At 54.7% G+C, this 15,215-nt stretch carries 15 protein-coding genes; 13 read left to right on the top strand and 2 right to left on the bottom strand.

What is annotated here, in order from left to right; translation table 11 throughout:
• Window positions 1–176 precede the first annotated feature (176 nt).
• From ACFO5Q_RS14400 to ACFO5Q_RS14340, 13 genes are all read left to right on the top strand, one after another.
• Window positions 177–1,667 carry a TadE/TadG family type IV pilus assembly protein gene (locus ACFO5Q_RS14400; RefSeq protein WP_068143820.1) on the top strand — a complete coding sequence of 497 codons (1,491 nt, stop codon included), beginning with the start codon at window positions 177–179 and terminating at the stop codon, window positions 1,665–1,667.
• A gap of 9 nt (window positions 1,668–1,676) precedes the next feature.
• A complete protein-coding gene (locus ACFO5Q_RS14395; RefSeq protein WP_068143818.1) occupies window positions 1,677–2,237 on the top strand; it encodes a TadE/TadG family type IV pilus assembly protein in 561 nt (186 codons plus the stop codon).
• Window positions 2,224–2,784: a TadE/TadG family type IV pilus assembly protein gene (locus ACFO5Q_RS14390; protein ID WP_068143816.1), complete on the top strand. Its 561-nt coding sequence runs from the start codon at window positions 2,224–2,226 to the stop codon at window positions 2,782–2,784. Before ACFO5Q_RS14395 ends, ACFO5Q_RS14390 begins: the two co-directional genes overlap by 14 nt.
• Window positions 2,785–3,224: 440 nt before the next feature.
• On the top strand, window positions 3,225–3,419 hold the full coding sequence (locus ACFO5Q_RS14385; RefSeq protein ID WP_068143814.1) for a Flp family type IVb pilin: 195 nt from the start codon (window positions 3,225–3,227) through the stop codon (window positions 3,417–3,419).
• 130 nt (window positions 3,420–3,549) lie between these two features.
• Window positions 3,550–4,041: an A24 family peptidase gene (locus ACFO5Q_RS14380; RefSeq protein ID WP_068143811.1), complete on the top strand. Its 492-nt coding sequence runs from the start codon at window positions 3,550–3,552 to the stop codon at window positions 4,039–4,041.
• Window positions 4,042–4,113: 72 nt separating this feature from the next.
• The gene (gene cpaB / locus ACFO5Q_RS14375; RefSeq protein WP_068143809.1) at window positions 4,114–5,001 is read left to right on the top strand and encodes a Flp pilus assembly protein CpaB; all 888 of its coding nucleotides are present in this window, start codon (window positions 4,114–4,116) and stop codon (window positions 4,999–5,001) included.
• Complete coding sequence (locus tag ACFO5Q_RS14370) at window positions 4,998–6,449, top strand: type II and III secretion system protein family protein (protein ID WP_068143807.1); 1,452 nt, start codon at window positions 4,998–5,000, stop codon at window positions 6,447–6,449. The genes cpaB and ACFO5Q_RS14370 overlap by 4 nt, the downstream gene beginning before the upstream one ends.
• A gap of 27 nt (window positions 6,450–6,476) precedes the next feature.
• A complete protein-coding gene (locus ACFO5Q_RS14365; protein ID WP_068143805.1) occupies window positions 6,477–7,130 on the top strand; it encodes a CpaD family pilus assembly lipoprotein in 654 nt (217 codons plus the stop codon).
• Window positions 7,131–7,139: 9 nt separating this feature from the next.
• Window positions 7,140–8,357 (top strand): AAA family ATPase, encoded by a 1,218-nt coding sequence (locus tag ACFO5Q_RS14360; RefSeq protein ID WP_068143802.1) that lies wholly within the window; start codon window positions 7,140–7,142, stop codon window positions 8,355–8,357.
• A gap of 61 nt (window positions 8,358–8,418) precedes the next feature.
• Window positions 8,419–10,104, top strand: a complete 1,686-nt coding sequence (locus ACFO5Q_RS14355) for a CpaF family protein (protein WP_068143801.1) — start codon at window positions 8,419–8,421, stop codon at window positions 10,102–10,104.
• Window positions 10,105–10,107: 3 nt separating this feature from the next.
• A complete protein-coding gene (locus ACFO5Q_RS14350; protein WP_068143799.1) occupies window positions 10,108–11,097 on the top strand; it encodes a type II secretion system F family protein in 990 nt (329 codons plus the stop codon).
• Between the two features lie 6 nt (window positions 11,098–11,103).
• Window positions 11,104–12,087: a type II secretion system F family protein gene (locus ACFO5Q_RS14345; protein WP_068143797.1), complete on the top strand. Its 984-nt coding sequence runs from the start codon at window positions 11,104–11,106 to the stop codon at window positions 12,085–12,087.
• Between the two features lie 505 nt (window positions 12,088–12,592).
• Window positions 12,593–13,495 (top strand): hydrogen peroxide-inducible genes activator, encoded by a 903-nt coding sequence (locus ACFO5Q_RS14340; RefSeq protein WP_068143795.1) that lies wholly within the window; start codon window positions 12,593–12,595, stop codon window positions 13,493–13,495.
• Window positions 13,496–13,519: 24 nt separating this feature from the next.
• On the opposite strand, the gene ACFO5Q_RS14335 is transcribed toward ACFO5Q_RS14340, so the two are convergent.
• Together ACFO5Q_RS14335 and ACFO5Q_RS14330 are read right to left on the bottom strand one after the other, a co-directional pair.
• Window positions 13,520–13,948 (bottom strand): hypothetical protein, encoded by a 429-nt coding sequence (locus ACFO5Q_RS14335; protein WP_068143793.1) that lies wholly within the window; start codon window positions 13,946–13,948, stop codon window positions 13,520–13,522.
• 286 nt (window positions 13,949–14,234) lie between these two features.
• Window positions 14,235–15,194, bottom strand: coding sequence for a GNAT family N-acetyltransferase (locus ACFO5Q_RS14330; RefSeq protein ID WP_068143791.1), 960 nt, complete (start codon window positions 15,192–15,194; stop codon window positions 14,235–14,237).
• Window positions 15,195–15,215 lie beyond the last annotated feature (21 nt).

The raw sequence follows: 15,215 nt of genomic DNA, 5'->3' as shown, positions 1-15,215 counted from the left end.
ACTTGCCCAAATACACACCTTAACTTCCTAAAAACATTACATAAAATCATAGATCGTATTCACACAACCCAACTATTTCATGGGCGCAATTTACCTAAAACTTTCTGCATTTCTTTACATGCCACAACCAGAGGCTCAGCCTTTCAACCAAACAGGTAGTTTCCAAGGTTCAGGCAATGAAACAGTGGATAAAAAAGACAGGTAAGGCACTTGATGCTGCCAACCGCTTATTGGCGCGTCTTGGTCAGGATGAGCGCGGCAGCCTTCTGCCCATGGTGGCTGGCAGCATGTTGACACTGACGGCCGCGGCCGGGCTCACAATCGACGGTGCGCGCGTCTTTTATGTCAAGGATGTGCTGCAAAAGTCACTGGACTCTGCCGGGCTGGCCGCTGGCCATGCAATGGACGTAGATACCATGCAGGCCGACGCGATTGAATTTTTCAATGCGAACATAGCAGCTACGGGCGGCATGGCATCCGCAAGCGACATGAATATTGTCATCAGCGATGACAATGAACTGATCACACTGACCGCGACCGCCACCGTCGAAGCCACCTTTATGACATTGTTTGGTTACGATTCCCTGACCGTAACGGTAGATACCGAAATTACGCGGGAAACCCGCGGCATGGAACTTGTACTGGTAATGGACAATACCGGCTCCATGCGAAGCGACAACAAGATTACCACTATGAAAACCGCCGCCGCTAATCTGATTGATGTGGTGTATGGCGATGATGAGACCAACACAAATTTATGGGTTGGCGTTGTTCCCTATATTACCCACGTCAATGTCGGAAACGCGCATTATGACTGGCTGTCGGCTGCGGGGAAAACAAAGGTGGATAATGAATATTCACCCACTGAATGGATGGGATGCCTTGAGGCGCGCCCGGACGGTGAAGACCAGACAGATACGCCCCCCAGCCTCGCACCGTTTGAGCCTTATTTCTGGGAAGACACAGACTATGTAACATGGAAATACAGCTGGCGACGGGGCTGGTATGAAGCGGAAGAGGACAACCCCTGGATCGATGACGACACAGGCGTGCGCACCATTGAAGAAGTCAACAACTCTTCAACCGCACTCGGCCCCAACAGGGGATGCGGCCCCCAAATCACACCACTGGTTGCCGAGAAGACGAAAATCCTTAATGCCATCGATGCCATGGAGCCCTGGAGCTTCGGTGGCACTGCGGCCAACCTTGGGCTGACCTGGGGTTGGCGCGTCGTAAGCCCCAACTGGCGCGGACAGTGGTCTGGCAGCCCCGCAGAGCTGCCGCTGGATCATGACGAGCCCTTTATGGACAAAGTGATCGTGATGTTGACCGACGGCGTAAACCAGTTCATCAGCGCTGATGATGAGCTCGGCGGATCAGACTATACCGCCTACGGCCGAGTCGAGGACTTTGGGTTCAACAATATCTATGACGCACGCAACGAATTGGATGACCGGTTCGACACCACATGCGCAAACATCAAGGCCGATGGTATCATTATCTACACCATCACCTTCGGCGACACGCCCGATAGCAGTACGCAGGCTGCCTACTCCGCCTGCGCCACCAACCCATCCTTTTATTTCCATGCGCCCACCGCCGCGTCACTTGAAGAGGCTTTCGATTCCATTGGCAGGCAACTATCCAACCTCAGGCTTTCAAAGTAGGAGGTGGCTATGGCAATTCGGAAATGGCTAAAGAAATTTCGGAAGCAGACAGAAGGCTCAGTTGTAGTCGAAGCTGCGATCGGGCTTCCTATCCTGCTTTCCGTGATCGTCGGTGTCCTCGAAGTAGGAAATTATTTTTTCATCAATGCGGCGCTTGAGAATGCCGTCCTTCGTGCATCACGGTTTGGTGTTACGGGAGGTAGCGACCCAACAGCGACGCGCGAAGAGCAGTTGCTGCAGATCGTCGAAGAGGAAACTTTTGGCTGGATCGACATGAACCAGGTGACAGTAGAGACACTGGTATATGAACAATTCTCGGACATCGGCAACGCCGAGCCATACACCGACGCAAATGACAGTGGCACCTACGACGAAGGCGAAGCCTATTCGGACGTCAATGGCAACGGAAAATGGGACTCTGACATGGCTTCTGCAGGCCTTGGAGACGCGGGCGACATAGTACTTTACCGTCTCTCTTACCCTGCAAACAGCATCACCGGCTTCGCCGAATGGGCAGAGCGTTCAATCACCATCCAGGCAACAGTAGCAGTCCGCAATGAACCGTTTTAGACGCATCATCAAAAGCATCTGCTCGGATCAGCGCGGGGCAGTTCTGACTGAGCTCGCACTGTCGATGCCGCTCTATATAGTGCTTCTGATGGGAACCGTAGAGGTGGGGAACTATCTTCTATTGCACTTGAAGCTGCAGCATACCGTGGTTGCAGTATCTGACTTGGCCACCCGGGATGAGGAAATCACCGAAGCTGTTGTCGCAGATATTTTCGAGGTTGTACCTCAGATCATGAGACCGTTTGACACGGAAACCCGGACTATCGCCTATGTATCCGCTATCAGCCAAGCAGAAGACGTACCCTCGACGATCTATTGGCAGCGTTCTGGTGGTGGCAACCTTGTCCACGGCAGTGACATCGGAGATGAGGGTGATGCCATCGACGTTCCCGCAGGACTAACGCTAAGGGACGATGAAACCATCCTGGCAACAGAAATATTCTATAGCTACGAGCCTCTCATATTTTCATTCCTCGACAGCTACACGATCCGCAAGACATCCTATTTTCGGCCCCGCATTGGCGCCCTGCAGGAAATCCAACCCTGACCAAGCAGTCATTGGCCGCAAGTGACAGCAAACAACATTCTCGCTCGGACACGCAAGCATGAAAGGCTTAGCCCCGAGTCTTTCGCTGTCCTGTAATAACGCTGATTTTCGATTCGTTTTGCACCCGGAAGCACCTTTCGGGTTCTAAAAATCACCGATTTTTTTTAAAGTTTTCACGACAGCCTTCCAGCCAGCTGCCTTTTTCAGCCTAATGAAAGCCCAAAACTCTCCCTAATTCGCCCCGATATTCATGTCGCCCATGCCTAGATTCATGAACATAATCAATAGCTTGTTAAGCATGATAAAATTTTAGCTAATTTTACTTCAGTTTTTACAATAAGTCTTTGTAATAAAAAGCATTTTAGACTTGCTGTTAACTTTTTATTTAGTTGTTCGCCGCTATAAAGGTGACATCCAATCTTGGCAGCTGGAGAAAACCAATGATTAAGTTTTTGAACAAACTACGTACTAACGAGGAAGGCGCTACCGCCATCGAGTATGGCCTGATCGCAGCCCTCATCGCTGTTGCACTGATCACTGCACTGAACACCCTTGGCGGTGACCTCAGCGCAATGTTTGAAGGTGTTGCAACAGAAGTTGAAACTGCTACACCAGCAGCGCCTGCTGCAGGTTAAGCTGGCTACCAACGGACAGTTGGAAAGCAAGAAACTCAAAAGGCCGCTGGGGGAAAACTTTTGCCGGCGGCTTTTTTAGTGAAATTGGGATCTGAATACAGATTTCGGGAAAGCAGTTCTCAGGCAAGATATGCAAGCAACGACAGCCATATATACAGGCATATTTGTGGCCGTTGCTGTGGTGCTTATCCTCGCTGCAATTGAAGACTTGAAGACCAGGCGCATCGCTAACCGCCTTAGCCTGATCCTAGTCGGACTTTTCGGAGTAACAGTTGCAGCTGACCTTCTATCCGGCACAAATGTCATGGCCGCCCTTGTATGGCCAATTGTTGTCGGAGGCTCGGTCTTCCTTGTCGGTCTGGCCCTGTTTGCAACGGGCGCGATGGGTGGTGGAGACGTAAAGCTAATGTCCGCAGTGGCCCTTTTCGCCGGCCCGGACCTGGGGCTCTCTTTTGTGCTCTATGTTGCAGTAATCGGCGGAATTGTTGCCCTTGCCCTCCTTGCCTGGAGCCGTTGGAGCAAAGACAAATCGGAACATAGTGTCAAAGTACCCTATGGCGTCGCGATTTCAGCCGGGGGGCTGTGGATCTGCTTCCACCAGATATCTGCACTTTCGACCTAATTCGTGAAGAATTATTAACCCTTTGGCCTGACCATGGCCTGGGAAGTGTGTGACAAAAGCCAGGAGGGGACTATGAACCCCAGAAGCCTAATTCTAATTGCCGTCGCAGGCGTCGGCGTGTTGCTGGTGGTCCTATTGACCCGAAGCTTCCTTAGCGGCCTTGAACAGCAGAGCCGACAAGTGCAAGCAACGGCGGTGCAAGCACCTGCCGCGAAGATTCTCGTTGCATCCAAGCCCCTGCCTGTTGGCACTATCCTGACAAAGGATCATGTGTCCTGGCGGTCGTGGCCTGAAGATGGCCTGGCGGCAGACTATTACAGCCAGCCAAAAAGCAAGATCGAAGATATTGTAGGCAAGGTTGTTCGTGCGCCGATCTCGGGCGGCGAACCGGTCACCAAATCTGCGATGGTTTCGCAGGGCGAAAAAGGCTTCATGGCGGCGGTTCTGTCTCCTGGCATGCGCGCTGTGACTGTAAAGCTGTCACCCACCAGCAGCGTCGGGGGCTTTGTCTTCCCGGGTGACCGGGTGGACGTTATCCTGACCCAATCTTTCGATATGCAAGGTACAAAAATCCCTTACGTAACGTCCGAGACCGTATTCCAGAATGTGCGGGTACTTGGTGTCGACCAACGCAGCCCTGCTGATGCGGAAGAAGTGAAGATTGCCAAGACGGCAACCCTTGAGGTCACTCCGAAGATGGCTGAAAAGGTCGCCATGCTGGAGCGCCTTGGTAGCCTGTCGCTCAGCCTCCGTAGTCTCGTGGGCGGCAATGATAGCCTGCCTTCCGACCCTGACAGCCCGCCAGTGGGTACCACGCTTACCTTCACGGACAGTCCGGAAGTGAGCAAGTTCCGCCCCGATGCCGCTGAAGATGAAAAGCGCGATGTGGTGATTGTCCGTCGTGGTTCAACCGCGCAGGAAGTTGACGGCACAGGCGAAAGCAAGGAGCGAGGCAAATGATCAGGCAGATGAATAACATCGTGCGAACGACCTTGCTCGGTCTCGCGCTCACGTCCCTGACACCGGTTATGCCGGCACAGGCAGAATCCCTTAAATCCATGTCGGGTGCCAGCATTGTAGATGCTGGCGAAGTGTCCCTGCCTGTACAGGTCGGCAAGGGTACGCTGGTAAGGCTTGACCGTCCGGCCGCGGAAGTCTTCATTGTGGACCCGAATGTGGCTGACGTACAGGTCAAGTCACCGCGCGTGATCTATATTTATGGCAAAGCCCAAGGCGAGACCAGCTTCTACGCGCTGGACGACAAGGACCAGACCATCTATGCCGCCAATGTGGCGGTGACCAGAAACCTGGACGCGCTCTTCCGCGCCTATGAAGATATGCTTCCGGGCACCGCCATTTCGGTCAGCACCTACGGTAGCATCATCGTGCTGCATGGCCGCGTTAACAGCCCGGACCAGGCGGCCACAGCTGAATATCTGGCCAAAGACGTTCTGGCGACAGACCGTGTGATTAACGAGCTGGAAATCATGCAGCCGACCCAGGTGAACCTGCGTGTCCGCATCGCCGAGGTTTCCCGTAGCGTGGTCAAGCAACTGGGCTTCAACTGGGAGGGCGGCTATTTCGGCTCCAACTTCGGCATTGGCATGATTACGGGCCGCAACGTGGCAGATATTATCGTCGATCCGATCACCGAAGGTCCGCTGAAGTTGTTCCAATTCCCTGAGCAGGGTGTGAAATCCATTTATGGCGACGTCGTCAGCAATGCGCTGGATTTGAACTATGCGATCGACGCGCTGGACCAACAGGGCTTCCTGACGGTTCTGGCTGAACCAAACCTGACGGCCCTGACCGGCCAAGCCGCAAATTTCCTAGCGGGCGGCGAATTTCCGATCCCTGTACCAAGCCGTGATGGCATCGCAATTGAGTATCGCGAATTTGGCGTGAAACTCGATTTCACCCCGACCGTCCTCAACTCCGGTCGCATATCCATGCGGGTTCGCCCAGAAGTGAGCGACCTTTCAAGTGCTGGCGCGATCAGGGTTGAAGGCATCAGCATCCCGTCTATCAGTACGCGTCGGGCAGAAACGACGGTAGAGCTAGGCAGCGGGCAATCGTTCGCGATTGCTGGCCTGTTGCAAAACGATGTTGTGCAGGACGCGAACAAGATTCCTGGCCTTGGCGATATCCCGATCCTGGGCGCCTTGTTCCGCTCGGAATCCTTCCGCCGTGATGAAACTGAGCTTCTGATTGTCGTTACACCTTATGTTGTTCGCCCGGTCTCTGACCGTCAGCTGGTGCTGCCAACCGATCGCTTCGTTGCCCCCAACGATATGGACCGCTATCTGAATGGCCGGTCCTGGGTGCCGCAACCTGCAAACGATGCAGCAAATAAAGACAAGCAAAGCGGTGCCTCGCTGAAGAAGCGAGCCGGCTTCCAGCTGGACTAGGCAAAAAAGCAGAAAAGGAACAGGACCATGACCTATCAGGCAAAAATTCTGAAATCGGCATTCCTTGGCCTTGGGCTGCTTGGCCTATCGGCATGCCAACATACGGATGTGGCGACAGCTTCGCCTTATGAAGCCACAATGCGCAATAGCGTGCAGATGATCCGCCTGCCCTATGAAATCAGGGCGGAAGATGACGGCACAAGCACCCCATCAAGCGCCACCTATGCCGGTATCCAGAGCTTCCTTAAAGCGGCAAACATCACCTATGGCGATGTTTTGATGTTGGATCGTGGCAACGCATCTGACGCCCGCCTGAGCGCCCTTGAAGATTATCTCAAAAGCCAGGGCTACAGCTATGGCGGCTCAGCCACGCTTGGCGGGCTACCGTCAGACGGAAGCGTTGTACTTTATCTGGAGCGCTATGTGGTAACTACGCCCAATTGCGGCGAATGGGCACCGGAAAGCAGCAACAACAGCCGCAACAACCCAAGCAGCTTTTTCGGCTGTTCGAACACCTCCAACCTTGGTCTGATGGTTGCCAATCCACGCGATTTGGTAGCTGGACAAGAAGGCCGAGGATCCACTGCAAGGGCCGTAGCACCGTTGCTTATCAATGCTGATTCCAAGGCAAAATCTGGCTCCGGTACCGGTACTGGCTTGCCTGGCGATCAGAAGAAGTAAGAGGGCGAAATGAACATGACGGCAAAAGTTGAAACTTCCGCCCGCGAGCCCTTCGCAGCATTCATGGTAGATGATGACACGCTTCAGACCTTGTCTGGCGTGGCCGCCAAAATCGGCTGGAACCCGGAAATGGTTTATTCTGGCGGTATCGGCCAGGCGGTGCGGGCGCTGGGCGCCATGCCGTGCCCTGAATTCCTAGTGGTCGACATCTCCGGCAGCGCAGACCCGCGCGCTGATATGCAGGCGCTCGCTGACGTGGCCGAGGAAGGCACCCTCGTGCTGGCAATCGGCGACGTCAATGACGTTACCCTGTACCGGGACCTTATCCATGCTGGCGTATTCGATTATCTGGTAAAACCGGTAACGGCTGAGCTTCTGCAGAATGCCCTTCTTGCTGGACAGGAAGCGCTGGTCGCTGTGGAGGAAACACCGGAACAACAAGTGAAAACCGAAAACCGCCAGATTGTATGTGTTGGCGTGCGTGGCGGCCTGGGGACCAGCTCAATCGTGACCAACCTGGCATGGCTGATGGCAGAAAAGGGCAAGAACACCGCAATCCTTGACCTTGACCTGTATTTCGGCACGTCGGCAATGCAATTTGATCTGGAACCGGGTCGCGGCCTGCCGGACGCCCTTGACAACCCACACCGGGTTGATGGCCTGTTCCTGGAACGCGCCGTGGTCAAACCCCATGACAAGCTGGCCATCCTTGCGGCTGAAGCACCTGTAGGGGCGTTCCGTGAACCCGCTGAGGGGGCGCTTGAACAGCTGGTAACTGCGCTTGGAGAAAATTACTCCGATGTGATCGTTGATATCCCCCGGCAAATGCTGGGCGATCATACCGACATTTTGAAGGCAGCAACGGACATCATTCTGGTGACAGATTTCTCCCTTCCTGCTGCGCGCGACTGTATCCGCCTTCTGGCACACATCAAGCAGGCAGCACCAAGCGCAGACATCCATGTGGTTGCAGACAAGGTCGGCATGGTGCCGAACGAAGTCGAAGAAAAAGATTTCGAAAATTCGATTGAGCGTTCTGTCGAAGTCAAAATCCCGTTCGACCCGAAAACCGCCATGGCAGCTTCACAGCAAGGGAAAGTGGTTGTCGATGCTGTGCCAAACAGCAAGACGGCAGCCGCCTACAAAGAACTGATGCAGCTAATCGACGCGGACGAAGAGGAAAACCAGAAATCTGGGTCGTGGCTAGACAAATTGTTAAAGAAATAGCGCTTTTATAGAGAGTGAATTCAACGGGTACACCTAGGCAAGTCAGGACTGGTTAAGCGGTATGAAGTCGCAGGCATTTGGAAAAAAACGGCAAGGACTGAAGCGCGGCAGCGGCTTCGGAAGAAGCAGCACTGCTGCTTCGCCTTCCGTCGCTACGATGCAGGAAATTCAACAGACACCATCGGCTACCGCGACACCGCCCATCACAGATGCAGGAACTGTCAGCGCCGTCGAAATGCTTGCCTCCCTCGCGGAATCCCAGCTCAAGGACAATTTCACAGCCGACGAACTTCGGATGTCCCAGAAGGCTGAGGTAACCAAAAAGCTGCAAGGGCTGGTCGAACGCATCATGAGAAGCGAAGAGGCCCAGCTTTCAGAGCAGGAACAAAAAGACCTGGTAACCTATCTTCTGAACGAAGCTGAAGCCAACATCGGCCCCATTGGCGATGCCGCACCGGAAACTCCGAAAACAAAAGATGCCAACAAACAGACTCTGTTTGAAGCTAAAACCCGCGTTCAAACACTGCTGATGGAGCATATCGACCCGGCAGCGGCGGCAGAACTGCCACGCCACGAACTTGCCGAGCAGGTCGGAGAAGTGGTGGGCGAACTGCTGGTTCAGGAAAAGATCAACCTGAACCTCTCAGAGCAGCGGGATCTGGTTACACTGCTTCTTGATGACATGCTGGGTCTTGGCCCGCTTGAACCCCTGCTGGCAGACGACACTATCTCAGACATTATGGTCAACGGCCCCAATCAGGTCTATGTGGAACAAAAAGGTAAGCTGACTCTCACGGATATTCATTTCCGCGACAACCAGCACCTGATGAACATTGCCCAGCGGATCGTGACAGCGGTTGGTCGGCGCGTAGACGAAACATCCCCTATCTGTGACGCTCGCCTGGCTGACGGCAGCCGGGTGAACGTGATTGCCCCACCGCTTGCCATCGATGGGGCTTCGATTTCGATCCGGAAATTCACCAAAGACAAGATCACACTCGACAAGATGCTGGATTTCGGCTCAATCACAGCCCCCCTTGCCAAGCTGCTCAAGATCGCTGGAGCGTGTCGGTTGAACATCCTCATATCGGGCGGCACGGGCTCGGGTAAAACCACGATGCTGAACGCCCTCAGCCGCATGATTGACAAGGGCGAACGTGTGGTCACCATCGAGGATGCGGCCGAGCTTCAGCTCCAGCAGCCACATGTGGTGCGCCTGGAGACCCGGCCACCCAACCTTGAAGGCCAGGGCGAAGTTACAATGCGTGACCTGGTAAAAAACGCCCTCCGGATGCGTCCGGACCGTATCATTCTTGGTGAGATCCGGGGCGGCGAGGCCATCGACATGCTGCAGGCCATGAACACCGGTCACGACGGCTCGATGGGCACCATTCACGCCAACCGCCCGAGGGAAGCTCTGACGCGCCTTGAAAACATGGTGAATATGGCTGGCCTACACCTGCCGGCAAAAGCCATCCGCGAACAGATCGCCGGGTCGCTGGACATGATCGTGCAGGTGCAGCGGATGCGCGACGGTGGCCGCCGGACAACCCACGTGACCGAAGTGGTCGGCATGGAAGGGGACGTAATCACGACCCAAGATCTTTTCAAATTCGAGTTCACAGGTGAGGACGAAAGCGGTCGCCTGGTGGGCCATTTCCATTCAACCGGCGTGCGGCCGCATTTCCTGACGAAGGCCGAATATTTCGGCCTGGACCGCGCGTTGATGGAGGCAATGAACGGATAGATCATGCAGGGCGCCAATCTGAATATCATCCTTCTGGCCGGCGGGCTGATCACAATCATCCTGATTGTGCTCGGCGTCTTCATTACCGGCATGCTCAGCAAGGGCCGCAAGGAAACGCGCGCGCGGCTTGAACAGTTCAAGGCCCGCTTTGACGCCAAGACCACACTGAAGGGCGAACAGGCACGGTCCATTCGCCTGCGCCAGGCAGAAGCAGGCCTGGCTGGCATGATAGCAGAAATGCTGCCCCGGCAGGATCAGATCCAGAAACGCCTGGCCCAGGCAGGGCTTGAAATAGAACTATCTAAATATGCCACCGTTTCCTTCGGCGTTGCCGTTGCTGCTAGTGGCCTCTTTTTCTTCATGGGCTTTGGTGGCGTGCTTGCCGTTGCGCTTGGTGTTATCCTCGGATTTGGCCTGCCACATATGTGGGTTTCAGGCCGCATCAACAAGCGCAAGGAACGCTTCACCAAACAGTTCCCTGAGGCCATGGACCTTATGGTACGGGGCCTCAAGTCCGGCCTGCCAGTGAACGAATGTATCTCGAACGTGGCCAAGGAAATGAGCGCACCAACCGGTGTGGAATTCCAGAAAATCACCGACGCCATGCGGCTCGGCAAACAGCTTGAAGAAGCACTCTGGGAAACCGCTGATAGGCTGGACACACCAGACTTCAAATTTTTCGTGATTTCACTTGTGGTACAGCGGGAAACAGGAGGCAACTTGGCTGAAACCCTGGGCAACCTGTCGAATATTCTGCGTAGCCGGCAAGCCATGAAGCTCAAGGTAAGGGCCCTGTCGTCAGAAGCCAAGGCCAGTGCCTGGATCGTCGGGTTGCTGCCCTTCATCATGCTAGGTGCGATCCTCGCCATCAATTATGACTATGGCATCATTCTATTCACCCATCCAAAAGCTATCATGGCCGGCATTGGCGGGCTTTTATGGATGAGCTTTGGTATCTTCATCATGTCCAGAATGATCAAGTTCGAGGTCTAAAAGCCGATGCAGGAAATCGAAAACATTCTTGGTATTCAGTTCATTGATATCCTCTCGGTGGTTGCAGGGCTTGTGGCGCTTCTGGTGATGTACACCATCTATCAGACCGCCCTGGTCCGCGACCCCATGAAAGGCCGCGTGAAGTCCCTGCAGGACAGGCGCGATTCCCTCAAGGCTGGTTTGATGACCACCTCCAAGCGCCGCTCGCCAGTCAAGAAGGTAGACGGTGTCGGTGCCATGCGGAAGCTTGCCGACAAGCTACAGCTGTTGCAGAAGGAACAGACGCAGAAAGTCTCAGCCCAACTGACACAGGCTGGCTTCAGATCAAAAGATGCGCTGGTGATTTTTCAGGTGGCCCGCCTGACGATGCCGTTGATTATGGGGCTTTTGGCCGTAACCATGTTTTACGGCATGGGTGTCTGGTCCAGCAAGGCGGGCATGTATCCAGTCTTCTCGATCGCTGCTGTCCTCTTGGGCTTCAAGCTGCCCGACATGTATGTCTCTAACATCAAAGCCAAACGTACAGACGCGCTAAGGAAATCCCTACCGGATGCCCTTGACCTTCTCGTGGTGTGTGCCGAAGCAGGGCTGACGCTCGACAGCGCCCTCAACAGGGTCGCAAAAGAACTTGGTCGTGCGGCCCCCGAACTTTCGGACGAATTCTCCCTCACAGCCATTGAGCTTGGCTTCCTGCCGGAAAGGCGTCAGGCGCTATTGAACCTCTCAGAACGTGTAGACCTGCCTGCGCTCAGGGGCGTGGTCACGACGCTTGTGCAAAGTGAACGCTATGGCACACCGCTTGCCAGCAGCCTACGGGTTCTGTCAGCGGAGTTCCGAAACGAGCGCCTGATGCTGGCGGAAGAAAAGGCGGCACGCCTACCTGCAACTCTTACAGTGCCGCTCATTCTCTTCATCCTGCCGACCCTTTTCGTCGTGCTTCTAGGCCCTGCGGCATGCAAGGTAACGGACGGTTTCATTAACCGCGGCTAAGGTCTGGGCGCGAATCACTTAAGCCTGATCACGCGAAGCATTTTGCGACACTCCACTATGACTGTACCGAGTGCACCAAAGTGTAGAAAATGCTGCGCTGCACCCCGAAAAAATGACTGAAAACCAAGGATTTGAACGATTTGAAGCAGACAGGCATTGACCCGAGGGCCGATATTTGGTTTCTTAGGAGGTGCGAGAGGGCGCGACTCGACTGCGCCCACTCCTATTACGGTTGCGTGACTGCAGCCGTACTATCCTCGCTGTCGTGACTCGGGCCGGGTTTTTACCCGGCCATTTTTTTGGCCAAAGCCAGGCTTCGCTAAACAATCACAGGAAAATAGAACTGGAAACACTGCCCCCAATTAACAGGCGCGGGTAGTAAAGAGGCGAAATGTGACCATATTCAGGCACCCTGCCATATCCGCGATTTCAGCTTGGCTAAAACATGGCCGGCACCTATAGTGACAAGGTAAATTTATATCAGGCAATTTAATCGGATTGATCGATGAGCTTTCCTCCCACCCTGAAGCAGCTTAGATATCTTGTGGCCCTGCACCGGACCAATCACTTCGGCAAAGCAGCTGATGCCTGCCACGTGACACAGTCGACCCTGTCAGCCGGATTGCAAGAACTGGAAAACCTTCTGGGTACCCAATTGGTAGAGCGCACCAAACGCTCCGTAATGTTCACCGCACTTGGGGAAGAAATCGTCCGCCGGGCGCAAAGCATCCTGAATGATGTGGATGACCTCACAGATCTGGCAACCTCTGCCAAAGACCCACTGAAGGGTATTGTCCGCATGGGCGTGATCCCCACAATAGCGCCATTCCTGCTGCCCAAGATCATGCCTGCTATCAGCAAGAAGCTGCCTGACCTTGAACTGCATCTGAGGGAAGACAAATCGGCGGAGCTTTGTGAACTGGTGCGCACAGGTGAGCTGGATCTGGTGCTATATGCCCTGCCCTATGCCTGCGGCGACGTAGTAGAACTGCCGCTATTCCACGATCCGTTCCTGGTTGCCTTCCCCGCAGGCGAAGCGCCGAAAGGCGGCATCAAATCAACAGAGTTGGATGAAAAGCGGCTGATGCTTCTTGAGGAAGGCCATTGCCTGCGCGACCATGCCTTGGAGGCCTGCCAGCTTCTTGGCCGTGGAGCCAGACGTGAAATGGCCGGCACCAGCCTCAACACCATTCTGCAAATGGTTGCAGCAGGTCACGGCATTACCCTTTTGCCTGGCATGGCCGTTGAGGCTGGCCTGACCGAAGGTACAGGAGTGGAGGTTCTGCCTTTCGCGGATATCGTTCCCACGCGGACCATTGGCCTGATCTGGCGGAAAACCAACCCACGCGCCTCTACCTTTGAAGCCCTGGGAAAAGTCATCAAGGAAGTTGGCGCTGAACACCCTTAGCATCTTCGGTACGCACACCGCCCGCTATGCAGGGTCAGAGCCAGCCAGAGTTTCCCAAAAGGTCAGCGCCTCACCGGCCTTGGATCCGGAAAAATAATTTTCCCGAACCACCCGCTCGCCCTGCCAATAGAGCACATGTATGCCGTCAATCTGACCCCGGCCATATTCAGGGTGATCAAATCGTGTCTGGTTGTTCAAAACCGAAATGCCGCGCCCCAAATCCTGATAGACAAGCCTCACATCACCATCGATAGACAGGCAGGGTTCAATGAAAGGGCGCTGCCTTGCAAGCGCCTCAAGGCGATCTTCCGCAAACAGATAGTCATTTTCGAAAACCCGGGCCTCCGGGGCATAAAACTGCTCAAGGGCTTCCAGAACCTGACCGCGATTAAGCATCGCAACCAGACCTTCAATCTGTTGGCGCAGTGCCGGTTCTGCCCAGCCTTCTGACATATTTGCTCCCTGTGGCACGTCTTGTTTTGCCTATGGGACAACGCTCGCCCCCCTAACCCTCCGGATTTATGAATAAAAAAAGCCGCTCCCGAAATCTCCGGGAGCGGCAGGACGACAGCTTCAGTCGATGTATGGGGGCTATCAACCGAAGCATGCGAGGAACTGGGAAGACAGCGACCCGGCCACTAGGGTGAGGAAGGGGTATAGCCGGGGCGCCGCTTCCCCTTGAATATGGTGGAAACTATTTATCTATTCCAACGAATATTAACGAATATAATAATCGTATTTAACGATTATTAAGTCGGTAGATATATTCTTCGACCTGCTCCCCGCGGGTGTCGGAGTAGAAGCTGTCTTCCCCAATACGCACGAAGCCGCATTTTTCCAATACGCGCAGCGACGCCGGATGATCCTTGGCCACACGGGCACACAGGGCACTCTTTCGTGTGCCCATTTGGTCAAGGAATTCCGCCAACGCTTTGGTCGCAATACCCTGCCCCCAATGTGCCCTTCCAAGCCAATAGCTGACCTCGCGCATACCCTGGCGGTCAGACGATGCCAGATACCCCGCAACATGCCCTTCATGAAGTATCGTACGCCGAACGGCACCGGCCGCCATCGCCGCCTCCATGTGAGCTTGATATTCCCCGGCACTGGCATAAACCCGGCTGGCACCAGCCTGCCACCGTGCGTCTTCGTCCAGTTGCTGCTCAAACAGCACGGGGTAATCGCTGACAACGGGATCAACAACACGCACATCTCCCCGCAGCTCCATGCGCTGGCTCTCAATCTCACCCTCGCGCGCCATGGATGTTCCTGTGCCAAGCCCGGCTCTTGCAAAACCAACTTTTTCAAGAACCCGCCCAGAAGCTGGGTTGTCAGTAAAATAGTTGGCAATGATCGGCCCCTTGAGCCGATCCTCCCGCGCCATGGCAACCACCATCCGCGCCATCCGTGTCGCCAGGCCGCGGCCGCGCTCGTTCCTATGCACGGAATAGCCGATCTCCAGCTCGCCATTCCTGAAAAAATAGCCGCCGCTGCCGACAAAGCGACCATCCTCAAAAAAGCCTCGGTCCTTGAGCTCGCCATTGGCTTCAGCCTCTCGGCGCGAGATCATGCGTTCACGCGCCCAGTCAAGGTCAACCGGATGCGGCACCGTCCCCGCATTTCGCGCTAGGCCCTGGTCATTGAAAAGATCGAAGTAGGCTTCCAGATCCGCTTCCGTTAGCGGTTTCATCTCAAGCATGCTGCTACTCGCTAATTGTCG

Source organism: Kordiimonas lipolytica (genome assembly GCF_042651265.1).
Lineage (GTDB): Bacteria > Pseudomonadota > Alphaproteobacteria > Sphingomonadales > Kordiimonadaceae > Kordiimonas > Kordiimonas lipolytica.
This window is presented reverse-complemented; position numbering and strand designations above follow the sequence as displayed.